Genomic DNA, 17,666 nt, shown 5'->3' on the forward strand with positions numbered 1-17,666 from the left:
AAAGAGAATTAAATCAAGGTGCCGTAAATCGTCAGCAGCGCTACAACCACCAGGATTATCATCGTCACTTTACGCGCGAGGCTCACAGCAGCGCGAGGTGTCTGTACCGGATCGGTATGCGGATCGCGCGCCAGAGAGAACTGCGCCAGCCGCGTTAATACATGGTATTGCGAAGAGTGAATATCGCCCAGCGAAGCAAACCAGGCCGGTAAGGCTTTCTCGCCATGACCAAGCAATGCATAAGCCACGCCAGCCAGACGAACAGGGATCCAGTCGAGAATATGTAACAGGGCATCCACGCCGGACTGCGAACGTTTCAACGGCGGCATATGGCGCGCCAGCCAGGTCTGGTAACCGCGCAATACGGCATAACCGCCCAGCGCTATCGGTCCGTAAGGCCCACAAACCACGAACCAGAACAACGGCCCGAGATAGTAACGGTAGTTAATCCAAAGCAGCGCATTTTGCAGCTCTCTCAGCCGGGCTTCTTCGCTGCAATCTGTCGGCAACCCGTGGATCAAGGCCAGCTCTTCTGCCATTTCCTTACAGGCATCAGCATCGCCCTGACGGGCGGACTTAAGGTAGGCACGGTAATGCTTGCGTTTGATGCCAGCGCCAATACACAGCAGACATAAAATCACCCAGAAAATCAGGGTTGGCACCCCGAAGAAGATCCCCTGCACTGCGCGCAATACTGCCCAGATGATCACCATCCAGACAATCGTAATGACCAGCGTTTTAGCCAGAGAAGCCTGCCGGCCGCGGCGGAAAATCACCTCAAACCGATGATCCAACTGCCAGTGTTCACCCAGTTTGAACAAGCGTTCCCAAGCCAGCACCAGGAGCAAAGTAAATAACGTCATCGATTGTCACTCTCTCTAAACACATCACACCCGTAAAAACGAAACCGAAAACCGGTTAATTACAGGTCAGAAAGGTCATTCTGCCCTACCGGCAGCGCTAACAGCTTGCGATAAAATGCCCAGTCGAATTCAGGGCCGGGATCGGTCTTACGCCCGGGAGCAATATCACTGTGTCCGGTAATCGCTTCAAGACTAATGGGATAATGCTTCATTAACAACTCAGTAACGGCAACCAGGTTGCGATATTGCGCATCAGTAAAAGGCTCAAAATCCGTCCCTTCCAGCTCAATACCAATCGAAAAATCATTACAGCGCTCACGCCCCCGCCAGCTGGATACACCCGCATGCCAGGCGCGTTTGTTAAAGGGCACATATTGCACAATCTCGCCATCACGACGAATTAAACAATGCGCAGCAACGCGTAAGTGACTGATTCCTTGAAAATAAGGATCATCCTGCGGATTCAGCGTACCGGTAAACAATTGATCAATATAAGGACCGCCGAATTTTCCAGGCGGCAAACTGATGTTATGGATCACCAGCAATGAGGGAATTTCATCTTCAGGACGGAGATCAAAATGAGGGGAAACGACCTGCCGGGCTTCTGTTATCCAGCCTTGTTTTAAGTGCATCAAAGACCTCAATGATGTGCTCAGGTGGTACTTATCACAGCAACAGGGTAGCATGTTTTTTTGTCCTTCTTATCCGCCATTTCGGAGTATTTGTATGTCTACCCGCAGCTACAGCCGTGAAAGTCGCCGCGCACAGTTACTCGAACGTATCCAGAATGATATTCCTTCTCTTGTTACTCAGGCTCTCGGTGAGGATCTTGGGGGCGAAGCCAATGCCAACAATGACTTAACTGCTCAACTGTTGCCGCAAGACAAAAATGCTAACGCCACCATCATTACCCGCGAAGCCGGTATTTTCTGCGGCCAGCGCTGGCTGGACGAAGTCTTTCTCCAACTGGCAGGCGATAAAATCACCGTCAAATGGCATGTCAAAGACGGCGACCACGTTTCTGAAAACCAGACCTTATGTGAACTCTCAGGCTCCGCACGCATGCTGCTGACCGGTGAGCGCACCGCTCTTAACTTCGTGCAAACCCTGTCCGGTGTGGCAACCGAAGTGAATCACTATGTGAAAATCCTTGAGGGCACAAAAACTCAGTTGCTCGATACCCGGAAAACCTTGCCTGGCCTGCGTACGGCACTGAAATATGCCGTGTTATGCGGTGGCGGAAGCAATCACCGCCTTGGTCTTGCCGATGCATTTCTGATTAAAGAAAACCACATCATTGCCTGTGGCTCGATAAAAGCCGCCGTAGAACGCGCCTTATGGATCCACGCCGACGTGCCCGTCGAGGTAGAAGTCGAATCCATGGATGAACTTCAGCAGGCGCTGGATGCGGGTGCTAACATTATCATGCTGGATAACTTCACTGTGCCGATGATGCGTGAAGGCGTTGCCATCACCGCAGGCCGTGCGCTACTTGAAGTCTCCGGTAACGTGACGGAAAAAACGCTCCGCGAATTCGCGGAAACCGGCGTGGATTACATTTCTGTCGGCGCGCTGACCAAGCATGTCAGAGCCATGGATCTTTCCATGCGCTTCAGCTAATCGCTGCGCTGTTGCCCCTGAATTCCTTTCGAGGGGCAACACGAATTCTTGCGATCTATTTCATCTTGCCGCACTACCCTCGCATTCACCCTTTCTGAACACCACCCCCTTTTTCATTTCATCTTTATTGTTGCGAGACATCGCACATATGTTTTGCCTGCCTTGCTGGCATACATATTTATCCTGGCAGATGTCGTGGAAAAGTCAGCAATAGCGCTGGAGTCAGGCTTTTTCTCCGTTTAGTTTGCTGCCTGAGAAACAACTACGCAGTCTTACGAAACGGAGAACGCCATGAAACGGCAACAAGGATTTACCCTCATTGAACTGATGGTAGTGATCGCGATTATTGCGATCCTCAGTGCCATCGGCATACCCGCTTACCAGAGTTATATCCAGAAAGCAGCCATGACTGACATGCTGCAAATTATGGTGCCCTACAAAACCGGCGTCGAACTGTGCGTCATCGATACGGGGGCGCTGACGAATTGCAGCGCCGGCAGTCAGGGAATTCCGGCGGCAGCTACCAGTCGTTATGTCAGCCAGATTCAGGTTAATGCGGGCGTAATTTCACTGACAGGTCAGCAGGCACTGGACGGTCTCAGCGTTGTGATGACACCGGTCCGGGATAATCAGGCGGGCGGTATCACATGGAGCAGAATCTGCACCAATGCCAGTAATACTTCGATGGTTGAAGCTTGCGAAAGCGTTTTTCGGTTTGACACCACAGGAGCGCCATAATGAGTGATATGCCACGGCGCCCCGAGTCTCTACCCGATAATGATCGCCTGCAAAGCGAAGCGTCACTTGAAGCACTGTGTCAGCGCTATAAAGCCGTTGTATTGCATCGCGACAACCAGACTCTTCATGTTGCATGCCATGAAACAGAAGCAGACACGGATGCCTTAAGTAATGTATTGCGCTTTACCACCGGCTTAAAAGTGCAGCTTGAACGCTGGCCACAAACGCGGCTTGAACAAGTCATGGAGCAAGGAAATTCAGAAATAAAGAAAAAAACGGCCGCAGACGAATCGTGGTCATCCGCGCAAAGCGATGAAAACAATGAACTGAATAATCAGAGTGATGCGCCGGTCATTAATTCTCTCAATCAGATACTCAGGCAGGCCATCACCCGCAGGGCTTCAGATATACACTTTGAGCCGTACGAGCACAGTTTCCGGGTTCGTATGCGAATTGACGGAGTATTGCAGGAAGTCCCCGGACCTGAATTTTCGATGGCAGCGGGCGTGTGCGCACGACTAAAGATTATGGGGCAGCTGAATGTCGCTGAGCGACGGTTACCCCAAGATGGCCAGCTCTCAGTCATGCTGCAAAATCAGAGATATTCCATGAGAGTATCTTCTCTGCCGACCTTACACGGCGAAAAGATCGTGCTGCGCATTCTGCATATGACTCAGCAGGATCTCTCTATGCCTCAACTGGGCTTCACACCACGGGATCTGGACTATTTCAAAGCTGCGCTTAAACATCCACAAGGGCTAATTCTGGTCACCGGCCCGACAGGCAGCGGAAAAACGGTCACGCTTTACAGTGGTCTTCGTCATCTTAATGCCATCTCCCGCAATATTTGCAGCGTGGAAGACCCGATTGAGATCCCGGTCAGTGGCATCAATCAGACCCAGATTAACAGCAAAACAGACCTCAGTTTTGCCAGTGTCCTGCGTGCGTTATTACGTCAGGATCCTGATGTGATTATGGTCGGAGAGATCCGCGATAAAGAAACGGCCGAAATCGCGGTAAAAGCCGCTCAGACCGGACATCTGGTGCTCTCAACACTGCATACCAATTCCACTTGCGAAACACTGACCCGCCTGCAACAGATGGGGATTGAAGGTTTTCATATTGCTGCCAGCTTGCGTCTGGTTATTGCCCAGCGGCTGGTACGAAAACTCTGCCCGCATTGCCGTAAACCGCATGTATCACTGGTCGAAAAAGGTGCTGATGGCAGCAGCGGACACATGCAGTTGTGGCTACCTGCAGGATGCCATCAATGCTTTTCGGGCTATTACGGACGCACCGGTATTTATGAAACGCTGAACATAACACCCGGTTTACAACAGGCGCTGGTGGCAGAGGCAAGTGTCAATGAGTTGAGTAAGATTGCCCGCGAACAAGGGCAAAAAACGTTGCAGGAAGCCGGTATGGCGCTGGTCGAACAAGGGATCACCTCACTTGAAGAACTTTATCGTGTTACCGGTGAAGGCGCGGATACATGAAAACTGACGGCGGCGCACCTCAGTCCTGGCGGTTATATCACTGGCAGGCTATCGACACTCTGGGAAGCCTTCAGCAAGATCACTGCATTGAGGTGGGTAAGGACGGCATTTACCAGCAGCTTTTTGCTGCTGGATTGCAACCGCTGAAAATCAGAATGAAGCAGCGATTGGGACGACGTTTCTGGAAAAATCAGGAACGTGTTGCATTCGTCAGGCAACTTGCAACGCTGCTACAAGCCGGGCTACCGCTGGTCAATAGCCTGACGTTGCTGGCCAACGAGCACCCGAAACCCGCGTGGCATTGTGTACTGTCAAATGTTGCGAAAGGCGTTCGCGAAGGAAAACCGCTGTCGGTAACACTGAATCATTATCCCGATGTATTTCCTGATATTTACAGACAGATAATTTCTATTGGTGAGCTAACGGGACAACTGGACAAATGCTGCCTGCAACTGGCGACTCAGCAGGAACAACAGGCTGAATTAAGAAGCAAAGTAAAAAAGGCGTTGCGGTATCCGCTGATTGTTAGCGTTATCGCTATCGTGGTCACTCTGCTGATGCTGACTTTAGTATTGCCTGAGTTTGCCAAAATCTATGCTTCCTTTGATGCCGAACTCCCCTGGTTTACACGCATGCTGGTCATTGCTTCTGATGCCCTCATCAGCATCGGCCCCTGGCTGGTGGGTACTTTTTCGTTTTGTTGTTTCGGCTATCTGCAGAAGTTGCACCCGCTTAAGCACTGGCAACTGCGTGAGCAGATGTTACTGCTCAGGTTACCTCTGACGTCACGACTGGTGACAGACAGTTGCCTCAGCCAGATATTTCAAACGCTGGCAATGACACAACAGGCGGGCATGACGTTAATTGCCGGGCTGGCAGCAGCGTCTGCATCAATGTCCAATCTGCATTTTCAGGCCGCACTGAACCAGATACGTGAGCAAATCATGCAAGGAACACCGTTACACAAAGCTTTTGTCCAGTCGCCACTGTTCCCGACCTTATGTCATCAGCTGATAAAAATCGGTGAAGAATCAGGGTCTCTGGACGAGTTACTGCTGAAACTCGCATATCTGCATCATGACAAAGCTAACTCGCTGGCAGAAACGTTGTCACAAACGATTGAGCCGGTACTCATGGCCGTAATGGGGGTGATTGTCGGTGGGCTGGTGATTGCGATGTATCTGCCAATTTTCCAGCTAGGTTCGGTTATGGGATAAATCAAAGAGGAAAAAGCGGCGAAAAATGTTTCGCCGCCATTATGGTCATATCCTTACTTACTGCCGAACAGACGGTTTTCCTGTTCCGCAACGCGGATGAAGGTTGTACGTTTGGTCAGTTCTTTCAGGCGCTCTGCACCGACGTAAGTACAGGCAGAACGCAGCCCACCGAGAATGTCACGCACGGTGTTTTCAACCGGACCGCGCAGAGGCAATTTGACTGTTTTACCTTCCGCTGCGCGGTATTCAGCAACACCGCCGACGTGGCGTTTCATCGCAGATTCTGAACTCATACCGTAGAAAAGCATGAATTTTTCGCCATTCTCTTCAACGACCGTGCCTTCACACTCGTCATGCGCAGCCAGCATCCCGCCAAGCATAACGAAATCAGCACCGCCGCCGAACGCTTTTGCCACGTCACCCGGAACAGCACAGCCGCCATCGCTGACAATCTGTCCGCCCAGACCGTGAGCAGCATCAGCACATTCGATAACAGCAGAAAGCTGCGGATATCCCACGCCGGTTTTTACGCGAGTCGTACATACCGATCCCGGGCCGATGCCGACTTTTACAATATCCGCGCCAGAAAGAATAAGTTCTTCCACCATTTCACCGGTCACCACGTTGCCTGCACAAATGACTTTATCGGGGCAAGCTTCGCGTACACGTTGCAGGAAACCCACAAAGTGCTCGGAATAACCATTAGCGACATCCAGGCAAACAAACTTCAGCAGAGGCGACAAAGCAAGAATTTGCAGGGTTTTAACGAAATCAGCTTCTGACGTCCCGGTCGATACCATGATATTACGCAGCACGGATTCATCGGAGGAAGTCACGAATGCCTGCCACTGTTCTACGGTGTAATGTTTGTGCACGGCCGTAAGCAAACCAAAAGACGCCAGTACGGTCGCCATACGGAATGTGCCGACGGTATCCATGTTCGCAGCAATAATCGGGGTGCCGGACCAGTTAAAACCTGAGTGTTTGAATGTGAATGTGCGCTCCAGTTCAACTTCGGAACGACTTTTGAGAGTGGAACGCTTAGGGCGGATGAGTACGTCTTTAAAACCTAACTTTAAATCTTCTTCAATGCGCATGGCGGGTTAGTCCTGGTTTGGCGACGGGTCGCTAGGGTGCACGAAAAATTTTTACACACCCTTTCCAGTGGTTTTATCATACACAGGAAAATGACAACGGCAAGATGGCTTTTACAACCTTCATCACAGACTTTTGATTGTGCAGATTAATAATTTTTCGCATCAAAACCGAGAACACCACGGCTTGCACTTACTCATAATCTCTTTATCATTTACCTAACTAATTTTATCAGAGCACCAGCATGAGCTATATCGTTGCATTGACCGGGGGTATCGGTAGTGGCAAAAGTACCGTTTCCGAAAGCTTCGCCCGTCATGGCGTAAGCATTGTCGATGCAGATGTGATTGCCCGCCAGGTCGTTGCTCAAGGTGAGCCAGCGCTGGAAGAATTAAGACAGCGATTTGGTGAAAGCATTATTTCCGCTGATGGCTCACTGAACCGCCCGGCCCTTCGGGCGCGGATTTTTAGCAATCCTGATGAAAAAGAATGGGTTAATAAATTATTACACCCCATTATTCATGCCAGAACACAACGTTTGATTGCTGAGGCGCAGACGCCGTACGTGCTCTGGGTCGTACCGCTGCTGATTGAAAATGGATTACAGACGCAAGCAAATCGCGTTCTGGTGGTGGATGTTGAGCCACATATTCAACTTTCCCGGACGATGTCGCGCGATGGCATCAGCCGCCAGCAGGCTGAAAGTATTATTGCTGCACAGGTCAGTCGTGAAAAACGTCGGGCCTGTGCGGATGACATTATTGATAACAGCGGTGATCCGAAATTAATTGAACCGCGTGTTGCCCAACTACATCACCGCTATTTGCAACTTGCGGTGTGAGTAAACAGACAGGATATTGCCAAGCATGACTGATGTAGCTGCAACCGTTCTCTTTGAACATCCACTGAATGAGAAAATGCGCACCTGGCTTCGCATCGAATTTTTGTTGCAACAGATGCATTCCAACGCACAACTCACTGATATTGCTTCTGCTCTGCTATTTTTTCGCACCACTTCAGATTTACTGGATGTACTGGAACGTGGTGAAGTCCGTACCGATTTACTGAAAGAGCTTGAGCGCCAGCAGCAAAAATTGTCTCAATGGAAAGATGTCCCGGGCGTTGATTTAGCAAGGATCGAGGGGCTGCGCGCTGAGCTTAAGCAATGTGCATCTGTGTTAATGAAAGCACCACGCATAGGGCAAGCGCTGAAGGAAGATCGCCTGATGGCCCTGGTTCGCCAGCGTCTGAGTATCCCCGGCGGGTGTTGCAGCTTTGATTTGCCGACACTGCATATCTGGCTGCATCTGGCACAATCACAACGTGATCGTGAAGTGCAAAACTGGCTCGAAACACTGGCTCCGCTGAATAATTCGCTCATGATGGTACTGGATCTGATCCGCCAGTCAGGCGCGTTTCGCAATCAAATCAGTCTGAATGGTTTTTTCCAGGACAACGCTGAAGGCGCAGATCTGTTACGATTGCGACTCTCGATGGAAAATCAGCTTTACCCGCAAGTATCCGGGCATAAAACCCGTTATGCCATTCGCTTTTTACCCCTCGACAGCGAACATGGCGTGGTTCCCGCGCGACTGAATTTTGAACTTGCCTGCTGCTAGGAGTTGCAAATGGACCCTGAAATCATTGAAGTAAATTGCCCGACCTGTCAGAAAATAGTGGTTTGGGGTGAACAAAGCCCTTACCGCCCTTTTTGTTCCAAGCGTTGCCAGCTTATTGATCTCGGCGAATGGGCCGATGAAGAGAAACGCATCCCAAGTAAGGGTGACGTGAATGATCTGGACGACTGGAGTGAAGAAGAGATTTAATCCAGACAACGGGTATAGAAAAAGGGGCTTCGGTCCCTTTTTCTATATGCCATCAAATTCTACACGTAATCAGTACTGATTGTTTTTGAGGGCTGTAACAACCACTTCGTTGGCGGGAGGGAATTCCTCCTCTTTCAAATCGGCCTGCGCAACCCAGCGCTTCGGCTGCCCTTCTTTGCCATACGGCTCGCCCTGCCAGTCTTCCACCAGGAAAAAATAGAGTGTAATGATGCGATCCGGGAATCGGTGCTCCAATGTTTTCAGCAGCACAGGAGATTTAGCATCAATGCCGACCTCTTCCTGTAATTCGCGAATAACAGCCTGTTCAGGTGTTTCACCCGCTTCAATCTTACCGCCCGGAAACTCCCAGAACCCCGCCATATGTGACGATGCATCGCGTTGAGTGATAAAGATTTCTTTGCTGGCATTCCGGATAATGCCCGCTGCGATATTAAGTTGTTTAAGCGCCACAGTTTCCACCTATCCGCTGACTGCAATGACTGTCTTTATGGGGACTTTTTAGACAAAAATAAAGGCGGCAATTACGCCGCCTTCAAGATTAACACGATGACTTAGCCGGAGATCTTACTTTTGCAGGCGGCCATGGCATTGTTTGTATTTTTTACCAGAACCGCACGGGCAGAGATCATTACGACCCACTTTGCGATCACCAGAAGAAGCAAGACGTGCAGCTTCGGCTACTTCGATTTCTTGCTGATCCTGATGGCTAAGCTGCTGCTGACGAGCCAGACGTTCAGCTTCTTCACGACGCTGAATTTCCATCGCTTCAACTTCTTCAGGCATACGAACCTGAACTTTGCTTAGTACGCTGACCACTTCATATTTCAGAGATTCCAGCATGGCAGCAAACATCGCGAAGGATTCGCGTTTGTATTCCTGCTTAGGATCCTTTTGAGCGTAACCACGTAAATGGATGCCCTGACGCAGGTAATCCATTGCCGCCAGATGTTCTTTCCACAGAGAATCCAGCGTTTGCAACATCACGCCTTTCTCAAAATTGCGCATCATTTCAGCGCCAACCACTTCTTCTTTACGGGCATAAGATTCTTTCGCGATTTCCATGATACGTTCGCGCAGGGTTTCTTCATGCAATTCCGGCTCTTTGTCCAGCCATTCTGCAATCGGCATTTCCAGCTCGAAGTCTTTTTTCAGACGTTCTTCCAAACCCTGTACATCCCACATTTCTTCCAGAGACTGTGGCGGAATGTAGCTGTCGATGGTCGCCTTGAACACGTCTTCACGGATGCTGGCGATGGTTTCGCTCACATCAGACACGTCCAGCAATTCGTTACGCTGGCTGTAGATCGCACGACGCTGATCGCTTGCCACATCATCGTATTCCAGCAGTTGCTTACGGATATCGAAGTTACGGCTTTCGACTTTACGCTGCGCATTGGCAATCGCTTTGGTCACCCATGGATGCTCAATCGCTTCGCCCGGTTTCATACCCAGTTTACGCATCATGCTTGATACACGGTCAGAGGCGAAAATACGCATCAGTGCATCTTCCATAGACAGGTAGAAGCGGGATGAACCGGCATCACCCTGACGACCCGCACGGCCGCGCAGCTGGTTATCAATACGACGGGATTCATGACGCTCGGTACCAATAATATGCAAACCGCCGGAAGCCAGAACCGCGTCGTGGCGAATCTGCCAGGCAGCTTTGATTTCTGCAATTTTCTCATCGGTGGCTTCTTCACCCAGGTTTTCAACTTCAACCTGCCAGCTGCCGCCCAGCACGATATCGGTACCACGACCCGCCATGTTAGTAGCGATGGTCACTGCGCTTGGCTGGCCTGCCTGCGCGACGATATCCGCTTCTTTAGCGTGGAATTTGGCGTTCAGAACGCTGTGCGCAATGCCTGCTTTGGTCAGTTCGTTAGAAACAACTTCTGATTTTTCGATGGAAATAGTACCGACCAGAACCGGCTGGCCTTTGGCAGTACACTGACGGATATCTTCGATAATCGCGCCAATCTTTTCCATTTCAGTCATGTACACCAGGTCGGCCATATCTTTACGCACCATAGGGCGGTTAGTTGGCACAACAATGGTATCCAGCTTGTAGATAGAGCTGAATTCGAACGCTTCGGTGTCCGCAGTACCGGTCATGCCAGCCAGTTTTTCGTACAAACGGAAGTAGTTCTGGAAAGTAATGGAAGCCAGTGTCTGGTTTTCGTTCTGAATATCCACGCCTTCTTTGGCTTCAACCGCCTGATGCAGACCGTCTGACCAGCGACGACCTTGCATGGTACGACCGGTGTGTTCGTCAACGATGATAACTTCGCCGTCTTTGACGATGTAATCGACATCGCGGGTGAACAGGACGTGCGCGCGCAGTGCTGCGGTCACGTGATGCATCAGCATGATGTTAGTCGGGGAATACAGAGATTCACCTTCTTCCATAATACCGGCTTCAACCAACAATTCCTCGATCAGGACCAGACCACGTTCAGTCAGGTGAACCTGACGTGATTTCTCATCAACAGAGAAGTGGCCTTCCCCCTGGAAGGAATCGGAATCTTCTTTTTCCTGGCGGATCAGTTTAGGGATCAGTTTATCCACACGCGTATACATTTCTGAGCTGTCTTCGGCCGGACCGGAGATAATCAGCGGTGTACGTGCTTCATCGATCAGGATGGAGTCAACCTCATCCACCAGCGCGTAGTGAAGTTTACGTTGCACGCGTTCTTCAGGGCTGAATGCCATGTTGTCACGCAGATAGTCAAAACCGTATTCGTTGTTTGTGCCGTAAGTGATATCAGCAGCGTAAGCAGCACGCTTAGCCGGAGAAGGCATGCCTGGCAAGTTGATTCCGATGCTCAGGCCAAGGAATTCAAACAGCGGACGGTTATTTTCGGCGTCACGCTGTGCCAGGTAATCGTTGACAGTGACGACGTGAACGCCCTTTCCGCTCAATGCGTTCAGGTAAGCGGGCAGGGTTGCGGTTAACGTTTTACCTTCACCGGTACGCATTTCCGCGATGCAGCGCTCGTTCAGTACCATACCGCCGAGTAACTGCACGTCAAAGTGACGCATCCCGAAGACACGTTTACTGGATTCACGCACCACAGCAAAAGCTTCCGGGATCAGGTTTTCCAGCACTTCACCTTTCGCCAGACGCTCACGGAACTCATTGGTTTTCGCCTGCAGTTGCTCATCAGTCAGTTTTTGGATTTCAGGTTCCATGCGGTTGATCAGGTCAACCACTTTACGCATGCGGCGCAATGTGCGGTCGTTACGGCTACCAAAAACTTTGGTCAATAATTTGATTAACATAGTGCTTAATATCTCTTGGAGGCCACCAAATGCAGCCAATAATTTGTTGATTTATAAATAGAGTTTAGAATTACAGTCTGTTAAATCAGAGAGAACGGGCCGGCACGAATGCCTTGCACCTGTGCTAACCACAGGCCGGTTTGATGCGATGAAGCAAGAGGGAGGAATGGCTGTTGCGTCTGACGGATGATAACCGGAGGTTTTGGCTCATGGGTCAGTAAAGCATTAAGGGTAACCAGCAACGCGAGTTGCTGAACATGCAACGGCTCAGCGGCCTGCATTTCTGCTTCCGGCTGCGCTACGGTGTAAACCACCTGCGGGGCCAAAGCAAAAGAAAGATGACGGATGACCGTGCGTAATGCATGCTGTTGCCAGTAATCAACACCAAAAGCCGGGCGGCGATTCGCCTGGAGTAACGCAAGATTACTCAGCCCTGTACTGGCGATGTTAAGACGATTTAGACTTGAGGACGTATTAGGAACCGCTGGCAGTTCCGTTTGCGACAGGCTCGTGGACACGCCAAGGCTTGCCGCGACCATCCCCAACAGGAGATGCGGCCAAAAATACCTTCTGCCAAATTGTCGCCAACGATTTAGAATGCCAATCACAAGTTTACAATCCGCCGGAGCCCATCATGCGCGATAGTCGCCCACAATTATTAGATATCCTGTTCGATGATGCCTCTTCGACTGAACAAAGCCCGCTGCGTATTGTTCAACAGCGTGCTGCGGCGTTATTGAAACTCAACCGCGCAGTGAAAGGTCTGTTACCGACGCCCATGCAACCATGGTGTCGTGTCGGTAATTATCGACAGGGAGTTTTAGTACTTGAAATAGCTAATGCCAGCTGGATGATGCGATTACGCTATGAACAACCCGCATTACTCTCTGCACTTCGAGCGCAAATTCTACCATCATTGTCATCAATCGACATCAGGATTAATCCTTCGCTCATGGCGAAAATGGAAAATGCTTCGCAGATCGCGATTAAAAATAAAGCGATCGCTGCAGAATCTATGCCCGTCAGGCATTTAAGCGCGCAGAGTGCAGAAGAATTAAGGGGACTTGCGAGCCGTAGCCCAGAGAAACTCAGAAAGGCTTTAGAACGACTGGCTGGCCTGGCCGGAGAGAGTGCCAAATCAACCAGTCGTAATAAGTAATACCAAAAGTACCGATTACGCCAATACTGTAGACGGTGCTTTAAAAGCCAGTGGCATTTCAGCTTCATCCTGGAATGTGACTAATTCCCAGGCTTCCTGCTTAGCCAGTACCGCTTGCAATAACTTGTTGTTCAACGCGTGACCCGATTTGTATGCGGTAAACGCACCAATGATGTTATGGCCACACATGAACAAGTCACCGATAGCATCCAGCATTTTGTGACGAACGAATTCATCTTCAAAACGCAAGCCATCTTCGTTAAGCACGCGATAATCATCCACAACAATTGCGCAATCAAAGCTGCCACCCAGGCACAAACCGCGTGACTGCAGGTACTCGATATCACGCATAAAACCAAAAGTACGTGCGCGGCTGATTTGGCGAACAAATGCTTCTGCGGAGAAGTTCATTTTGTAGCGCTGTGAGCTGGAATCAATCGCCGGGTGATTGAAGTCGATAGTGAAGTCCAGAGAGAAACCATTAAATGGTTTGAACTCAGCCCACTTATCACCGTCTTCAACACGCACGGTATCTTTGATGCGCAAGAATTTCTTCGCGCTGTTCAGCTCTTCAATCCCTGCATCCATCAACAGATAGACGAAAGGTGCAGCACTGCCGTCCATAATCGGCACTTCAGGCGCATCGACTTCGATAACGATATTATCGATGCCCAGGCCAGCTAATGCCGCATTAAGGTGCTCTACCGTAGAAATACGTACGTCATGCTCATTAACCAGGCAAGTACAGAGCATGGTATCACGCACGGATTTTGCATCTGCCGGGAAATCAACCGGTGGATTCAAGTCAGTGCGACGATAGATGACCCCGGTATTTGCCGGTGCAGGACGCAGAGTCAGGGTGACTTTCTTGCCGGTATGCAAACCGACGCCCGTCGCCTGAACGATACGTTTTAATGTACGTTGTTTGATCATCGTTTTTATCTCGCAATGTTTATCCATCCAACCGACCTAAGCATACCTTAAGGTCGGCGGGACAGTTTAGCACAAAGAGCGGAGATCCTACAATTCGGACTAGTCTGCCTGCTTACGCAGGAAGGCCGGGATGTCCAGATAGTCGGGCTCTTTATTAGATTGCGCGCTTTGATCATTCACCACTTTCGCCGCGGGTTTCGTTTCCTGCGGCAACGGAGACATCCCGTGCTGCTGGTAACGATGATCCATGACTGGCTGGCTGGCCGGTTTGTTGGTCACCAGAGTGATCTCAGGACGTTTGTCCATGCCGATACCCGTTGCAACAACGGTCACACGCAATTCGTCGTTCATTTCCGGATCAAGAGACGTACCGATAACGACGGTTGCGTTGTCTGATGCGAAAGCACGAATGGTGTTACCCACGGTTTCGAACTCATCCAGACGCAGGTCGAAGCCCGCAGTAATGTTGACCAGAACGCCGCGCGCGCCGGACAAATCGATGTCTTCCAGCAGCGGGCTGGAAATCGCCATTTCAGCGGCTTCTTCAGCACGGTCTTCGCCACATGCCACACCGGAGCCCATCATGGCATAACCCATTTCGGACATAACTGTGCGCACGTCAGCGAAGTCGACGTTCATCAGACCTGGACGGGTGATCAGTTCAGCGATACCCTGCACCGCACCTTTCAGCACGTCGTTGGCCGCACCGAAGGCGTCCAGCAGAGAGATACCACGGCCCAGAACTTTTAAAAGCTTGTCGTTCGGGATAGTGATCAGGGAGTCCACATGTTTGGACAATTCAGCAATACCCTGCTCCGCGAATGCCATGCGCTTTTTGCCTTCGAAGTTGAAAGGCTTAGTCACAACAGCAACGGTCAGAATACCTAAATCTTTTGCTACTTCAGCAACCACTGGCGCTGCACCGGTCCCGGTACCGCCACCCATGCCCGCTGCGATAAAGACCATGTCAGCACCTTCAAGCGCAGCGCGCAGGGCTTCACGATCTTCTTCTGCAGAATTGCGACCCACTTCCGGGTTCGCACCAGCTCCCAGACCTTTGGTAATACCGCTACCGATCTGAATCGTCTGGCCTACTGCCGTTTTACGTAACGCCTGAGCGTCTGTGTTAACGGCAAAGAATTCAACACCTTCGATGCGCTCACGCACCATGTGTTCGACAGCATTACCGCCGCCACCACCGACGCCGATGACTTTAATCACCGCGTCATTGGTCAGTTCCATAGGTTCAAACATAGTTTCTCTCCGTTTTGTGCCTGTCGCGTCGGGATCAAAAACCTTAACAGCATGATCCCGTTGTTAAAACATTAGAACTCTTTTCTCAGCCAGCTGTTGATTCGTTTGAACCAGTTGCCCACTGAGGCACGTTTTTCTACTTCGGCCTCACCGCTCAGGTGAGACTCCTTCCCGTAGTGCAGCAGCCCTACAGCCGTTGAGTAGTAAGGTTCCTGCGCATAATCCGTCAGCCCGGTGATGTTCAGGGGTTGCCCGATACGCACCTGGGTATGGAATACCCGCTGCGCACAAGCTGCCAGACCATCAATTTGTGCTGCACCGCCTGTCAGAACAATGCCGGCGGCCAGATGATGTTTTACGCCTTGCTGACGTAACTGCTCCTGCAATTGCAAAATTTCATCGTTCACTAAATTCAGCAATTCTGTGTAACGAGGCTCGATAACTTCAGCCAGTGTCTGACGCTGCAGACTGCGTGGTGGACGCCCACCGACGCTCGGCACTTCGACGTTTTCGTCTTTGCCGACAATTGAACCTAATGCACAACCGTGGCGAACCTTGATCGCTTCGGCATCGGTCGGTGGCGTTCCAAACGCATAAGCGATGTCGCTGGTGACCACATTCCCTGCATAAGGGATTACCTTAGTATGACGTAGTGCGCCGCCGGTATAAACCGCGATATCCATGGTTCCACCACCAATATCAACGACACAAACACCTAATTCACGTTCATCTTCCGTCAGAACGGCATAACTGGCTGCCAGACCGGCAAAAATAAGCTGGTCGACTTTTAAGCCACAGCGTTCTACCGCTTTCACAATGTTCTTCGCCATATCGTTATGGCAGGTAATCAGGTGAACTTTAGCCTGCATACGCACGCCGGAAAGTCCGACCGGGTTTTTAATCCCTTCCTGATAATCAATGGCATATTCCTGAGGGATCACATGCAGAACCCGATGCTCATCACGTACGCGTACCGACTTAGCGGTATGCACCACGTTCTCTACATCTTCCTGCGTGACTTCCTCTTCTGAAATAGGAACCATCCCTATTTCATTCTGACAACTGATATGTTTACCAGACAAAGCAAGGTAAACAGAGGAAATTTGGCAATCCGCCATCAATTCAGCCTGATCGATGGCGCGCTGTACGCATTTCACCACCGATTCCAGGTCATTCACGCCACCCTTGTCCATGCCACGGGATGGGCAACTGCCCACGCCAATAATATTGACCATGCCATCGGGCAGAACTTCCCCCACCAATGCGGCGACCTTTGCCGTACCGATCTCCAGCCCAACTACCAGTTTTCTGTCCGTCGACTTGATCATTGTTGTTTAGCCTGTGCCTGATTCTGTTGCTGATTACTGTTTTGCTGGTCAATAAACTCTGGTGCCCAACCTACTGACGCACCGCTGTCATAACGTAAATCGACATAAGTGATGCGTTTTTTATCGGCTTCAGCCTGTTGCTGGAATCGCGGGTAAAGCTCGATAAAACGTTGTAAACGCCCCATCCGGTCATCTCTCCCCAATTCCAGCCGGACGTCATTATCCAGAGTTAACTGCCACGAGTGACGTGCACTCATTGCCACTGCTTTCAACGTGAACTTGCCGGCGGCCAGCGCCTGACTCATCGTTTGAAAGCCCTGCAAAACATCCTGTTCGCTGCCTTCCGGACCGTAAAGCAACGGCATTTTTTGTTTGACCACACGCTCGGCGGGTATGCTGAAAGATTTGCCATCGGCATCAACCATATGCAAATCATTCCAGTGTGCGACCGGCACATACTCCACGAGATGTATCTTCAGTTCATTCGGCCATTGCTTACGTACGCTGACCTGTTTTATCCAGGGTAAACGCTCAATCTGCTGCTGAATGACGTTTACATCCTGCGTCATGAACGTTCCCGGTGCCCCTAAGGACAGAATCGCCTGACGAATATCATCGTTGGTCGTGTAATGCCGCTCCCCGGTGACAACTAACTGGGACAACGGCAATCGGTTTGCATCCTGCATCCAGCCGACAACGGCCCACGCACTCCATAAAATCGTTCCTACCACCAACAGCAGAAACACGATCCCTGCCAGCTGGCCACCGTTACTGCGACGGCCGTTGCTCTCGGCCGTCTCACGCTCTCGGGTATTCAGGGCGGCTTGAGACATA

The 17,666-nt window shown here is 50.7% G+C and carries 18 protein-coding genes; 8 read left to right on the forward strand and 10 right to left on the reverse strand.

Translation table 11 applies throughout. The annotated features are described in order from the left end of the window. Positions 1 to 8: 8 nt before the first annotated feature. The gene (ampE, locus tag GW591_RS13440; RefSeq protein WP_013576990.1) at positions 9 to 863 is read right to left on the reverse strand and encodes a beta-lactamase regulator AmpE; all 855 of its coding nucleotides are present in this window, start codon (positions 861 to 863) and stop codon (positions 9 to 11) included. A gap of 59 nt (positions 864 to 922) precedes the next feature. Beyond that, a complete protein-coding gene (gene ampD / locus GW591_RS13445; protein WP_166860938.1) occupies positions 923 to 1,495 on the reverse strand; it encodes a 1,6-anhydro-N-acetylmuramyl-L-alanine amidase AmpD in 573 nt (190 codons plus the stop codon). 94 nt (positions 1,496 to 1,589) lie between these two features. Here ampD and nadC point away from each other — a divergent pair, with 94 nt between their 5' ends. The 4 genes from nadC to hofC all read left to right on the forward strand — a co-directional run bounded on the left by nadC (position 1,590) and on the right by hofC (position 5,934). Continuing rightward, positions 1,590 to 2,483, forward strand: a complete 894-nt coding sequence (gene nadC, locus GW591_RS13450; RefSeq protein WP_166860796.1) for a carboxylating nicotinate-nucleotide diphosphorylase — start codon at positions 1,590 to 1,592, stop codon at positions 2,481 to 2,483. Between the two features lie 291 nt (positions 2,484 to 2,774). Continuing rightward, a complete protein-coding gene (ppdD, locus tag GW591_RS13455; RefSeq protein WP_112150986.1) occupies positions 2,775 to 3,221 on the forward strand; it encodes a prepilin peptidase-dependent pilin in 447 nt (148 codons plus the stop codon). Continuing rightward, positions 3,221 to 4,717: a type II secretion system protein GspE gene (gspE, locus tag GW591_RS13460; RefSeq protein ID WP_126125173.1), complete on the forward strand. Its 1,497-nt coding sequence runs from the start codon at positions 3,221 to 3,223 to the stop codon at positions 4,715 to 4,717. The genes ppdD and gspE overlap by 1 nt, the downstream gene beginning before the upstream one ends. Continuing rightward, positions 4,714 to 5,934 carry a protein transport protein HofC gene (hofC, locus tag GW591_RS13465; RefSeq protein ID WP_131638361.1) on the forward strand — a complete coding sequence of 407 codons (1,221 nt, stop codon included), beginning with the start codon at positions 4,714 to 4,716 and terminating at the stop codon, positions 5,932 to 5,934. Before gspE ends, hofC begins: the two co-directional genes overlap by 4 nt. Positions 5,935 to 5,987: 53 nt before the next feature. On the opposite strand, the gene GW591_RS13470 is transcribed toward hofC, so the two are convergent. Then, on the reverse strand, positions 5,988 to 7,031 hold the full coding sequence (locus tag GW591_RS13470) for a GMP reductase (RefSeq protein WP_126125175.1): 1,044 nt from the start codon (positions 7,029 to 7,031) through the stop codon (positions 5,988 to 5,990). A 242-nt stretch (positions 7,032 to 7,273) separates the two neighbouring features. Here GW591_RS13470 and coaE point away from each other — a divergent pair, with 242 nt between their 5' ends. Genes coaE through yacG form a run of 3 tightly spaced genes read left to right on the forward strand, consistent with a single transcriptional unit; the run spans position 7,274 to position 8,855 of the window. After that, a complete protein-coding gene (gene coaE / locus GW591_RS13475) occupies positions 7,274 to 7,870 on the forward strand; it encodes a dephospho-CoA kinase (protein WP_166860798.1) in 597 nt (198 codons plus the stop codon). 25 nt (positions 7,871 to 7,895) lie between these two features. Then, positions 7,896 to 8,648: a cell division protein ZapD gene (gene zapD, locus GW591_RS13480; RefSeq protein ID WP_112150989.1), complete on the forward strand. Its 753-nt coding sequence runs from the start codon at positions 7,896 to 7,898 to the stop codon at positions 8,646 to 8,648. Positions 8,649 to 8,657: 9 nt separating this feature from the next. Further along, positions 8,658 to 8,855, forward strand: a complete 198-nt coding sequence (gene yacG / locus GW591_RS13485; protein ID WP_013576999.1) for a DNA gyrase inhibitor YacG — start codon at positions 8,658 to 8,660, stop codon at positions 8,853 to 8,855. Positions 8,856 to 8,924: 69 nt separating this feature from the next. Here yacG and mutT read toward each other — a convergent pair whose 3' ends face one another. From mutT to secM, 3 genes are all read right to left on the reverse strand, one after another. Next, complete coding sequence (gene mutT, locus GW591_RS13490) at positions 8,925 to 9,326, reverse strand: 8-oxo-dGTP diphosphatase MutT (RefSeq protein ID WP_037033571.1); 402 nt, start codon at positions 9,324 to 9,326, stop codon at positions 8,925 to 8,927. Between the two features lie 114 nt (positions 9,327 to 9,440). Continuing rightward, positions 9,441 to 12,158 (reverse strand): preprotein translocase subunit SecA, encoded by a 2,718-nt coding sequence (gene secA / locus GW591_RS13495; RefSeq protein WP_013577001.1) that lies wholly within the window; start codon positions 12,156 to 12,158, stop codon positions 9,441 to 9,443. An 80-nt stretch (positions 12,159 to 12,238) separates the two neighbouring features. Continuing rightward, entirely contained in the window at positions 12,239 to 12,766 is a 528-nt protein-coding gene (gene secM / locus GW591_RS13500) for a secA translation cis-regulator SecM (RefSeq protein ID WP_037033422.1), read from the reverse strand. Positions 12,767 to 12,792: 26 nt separating this feature from the next. Between secM and GW591_RS13505 the strand changes: the two genes are divergently transcribed. Next, the gene (locus GW591_RS13505; RefSeq protein ID WP_119262103.1) at positions 12,793 to 13,317 is read left to right on the forward strand and encodes a DUF721 domain-containing protein; all 525 of its coding nucleotides are present in this window, start codon (positions 12,793 to 12,795) and stop codon (positions 13,315 to 13,317) included. Positions 13,318 to 13,332: 15 nt separating this feature from the next. On the opposite strand, the gene lpxC is transcribed toward GW591_RS13505, so the two are convergent. The 4 genes from lpxC to ftsQ form a co-directional block, all read right to left on the reverse strand. Then, the gene (gene lpxC / locus GW591_RS13510; RefSeq protein WP_015690467.1) at positions 13,333 to 14,250 is read right to left on the reverse strand and encodes a UDP-3-O-acyl-N-acetylglucosamine deacetylase; all 918 of its coding nucleotides are present in this window, start codon (positions 14,248 to 14,250) and stop codon (positions 13,333 to 13,335) included. Positions 14,251 to 14,349: 99 nt separating this feature from the next. Next, positions 14,350 to 15,504, reverse strand: a complete 1,155-nt coding sequence (gene ftsZ, locus GW591_RS13515; protein ID WP_013577005.1) for a cell division protein FtsZ — start codon at positions 15,502 to 15,504, stop codon at positions 14,350 to 14,352. A gap of 71 nt (positions 15,505 to 15,575) precedes the next feature. Further along, a complete protein-coding gene (gene ftsA, locus GW591_RS13520; RefSeq protein ID WP_009634688.1) occupies positions 15,576 to 16,832 on the reverse strand; it encodes a cell division protein FtsA in 1,257 nt (418 codons plus the stop codon). Beyond that, positions 16,829 to 17,665, reverse strand: coding sequence for a cell division protein FtsQ (gene ftsQ, locus GW591_RS13525; RefSeq protein WP_013577006.1), 837 nt, complete (start codon positions 17,663 to 17,665; stop codon positions 16,829 to 16,831). The genes ftsA and ftsQ overlap by 4 nt, the downstream gene beginning before the upstream one ends. Position 17,666 lies beyond the last annotated feature (1 nt).

Source organism: Rahnella aceris (assembly GCF_011684115.1).
Taxonomy (GTDB): domain Bacteria; phylum Pseudomonadota; class Gammaproteobacteria; order Enterobacterales; family Enterobacteriaceae; genus Rahnella; species Rahnella aceris.